This window comes from Sulfurimonas sp., from assembly GCF_032250635.1.
Taxonomy (GTDB): domain Bacteria; phylum Campylobacterota; class Campylobacteria; order Campylobacterales; family Sulfurimonadaceae; genus Sulfurimonas.
On sequence record NZ_JAVVFL010000267.1, the window covers coordinates 1 to 1,769 of the forward strand.

Sequence of the window (1,769 nt, forward strand, 5' to 3'; positions counted from 1 at the left end):
GGGTTATTGTAAAGCCCATGATGCAGGATGTTTACGTCAAAAGTATAGAGCTTGAGCAGCTTCATGCAGAGATAAAAAGAGACAAGGAGGGGAAGATAGACTGGATAGGTTATCTTCAACCACAGACTCCTGCCTCAGAAGAAAAAGTGTCTCAAAAAGAGACAAACAGTACAGAAAAGAGCAGTCAGTGGAGTGTCAAAATAGATGATATCTCTCTCAAAAAGATAGCCGCAAATCTAAGCGATGAGAGCGTAAAACCAAGCGTAAAGACGAAGCTAAACGAACTCAGCATTGATCTCAAAAACGTAACTTTGGCAGGAGAGGAGAGGTTTTTTTACGACATAGAGCTGCTTTTAAATGATAGATTTAGCTGCAACTCAAGCGGAAGCGTTCAACACGCCGCCTTAAATGTCGAAACATTCACACAGTGCAAAGATTTCGACATTGTCCACTACCGCCCATATATAGATCAGGCAGCCTTAGAGAGTCTTAAAACCTACAATGTTTTGCTTAAAAACGGAGTTGCCGGATTTGATGTTAATGCTACTTTGCGTAGCGAAGACGAGAAGATGCAGCTGTTGGTTCATAGTGCGAATGCGGCTGTTGATGAGGTTGTTTTGCAAAGAAGAGACAGCGGCGCTAAGATTGCGGAGTTTAAGAGTTTTGAGGTAAAAAATGCGACTTTAGACACGAAGAAAAAAGAGGTTTTTGTAGATAGAGTTGCTCTAAATTCTCTGGGTGTTTATGCAAAAAGAGACAAAAGAGGAGAGATAAATCTGCTCGGACTTATAGAGCCAAAAGAGGAGCCAAAAGGTGCAACAAAAAGCAGCTCTAAAACCATAAAGAGCAAAAAAGAGGAGGCTTATAAAGTAGCGCTAAAATCTTTTGACGTAAACTCCGCGAAAGTGCTCTTTGAGGACAAGGGAGTAGAGAAGGGCGCAAAGACGACTCTGGACAAAATAGAGCTGCATGCCAAAAATATAAGCTCAAAAGAGGGGAGTAAATTTGCGTACAATATCTCTCTTAGGGTAAACAACAAGGGATATGTGAAATCCAAGGGAGATATAAAACATACGCCGCTTGAGCAAAAGGGAAGTGTTGAGCTTAAAAAAATATCTCTAAAAGAGCTGAGCCCATATATAGGGGAGGCGGTATATATTAAAGTTAGTGAGGGTGCGCTTAGTCTGAGCGCCAAAACTGCCTACAAACAAAAAGAGGCAAAAGCTGAGATGGCGGCGGATGGAAGCTTGAAGATAGAGAAATTTTTATTAAATGAGAGCAGAAGCGGAGACAAGTTGGCATCTTTTAAAACAGCGGAGATTAAATCATTTGCCTTTAAGGGTGATCCAAACTCCCTGCATATTGAGGAGCTTATTTTAGACTCTTTTTATGTTGATGCTATAGTCAACAAAGACAAGAGTATGAATTTTTCAAGGCTTGTAAAAGAGAGCCAAAGTAAAGAAGCCGCTAAAAAAGAAGAGCAGAGTCAAAGCAAGAAGGATGAGGGCTCTTTTGCCTTTAATCTTCTAAAGCTTAGAATCACAAATTCAAGCGCACATTTTGCAGACTACTCTTTGCCGATTGATTTTAAAACCTTCATCCATGACCTAAACGGAGAGATTCACTCTCTCTCCAACATCAAGGGAGAAGTTACGGAGGTAGATATAGACGGCGTAGTAGATGAGTACGGCTCAACAAAACTCAAAGGGAGTCTCGATAGCTCAGATGTGAAATCTTATCTCGATATTGATTTCAATTTCAAAAATCTG

The 1,769-nt window shown here is 40.6% G+C and carries 1 protein-coding gene; it reads left to right on the forward strand.

Translation table 11 applies throughout. The annotated features are described in order from the left end of the window. The coding region (locus tag RQ763_RS11640; protein WP_314153158.1) for a DUF748 domain-containing protein at window positions 1-1,769 on the forward strand (1,769 nt) is incomplete at both ends.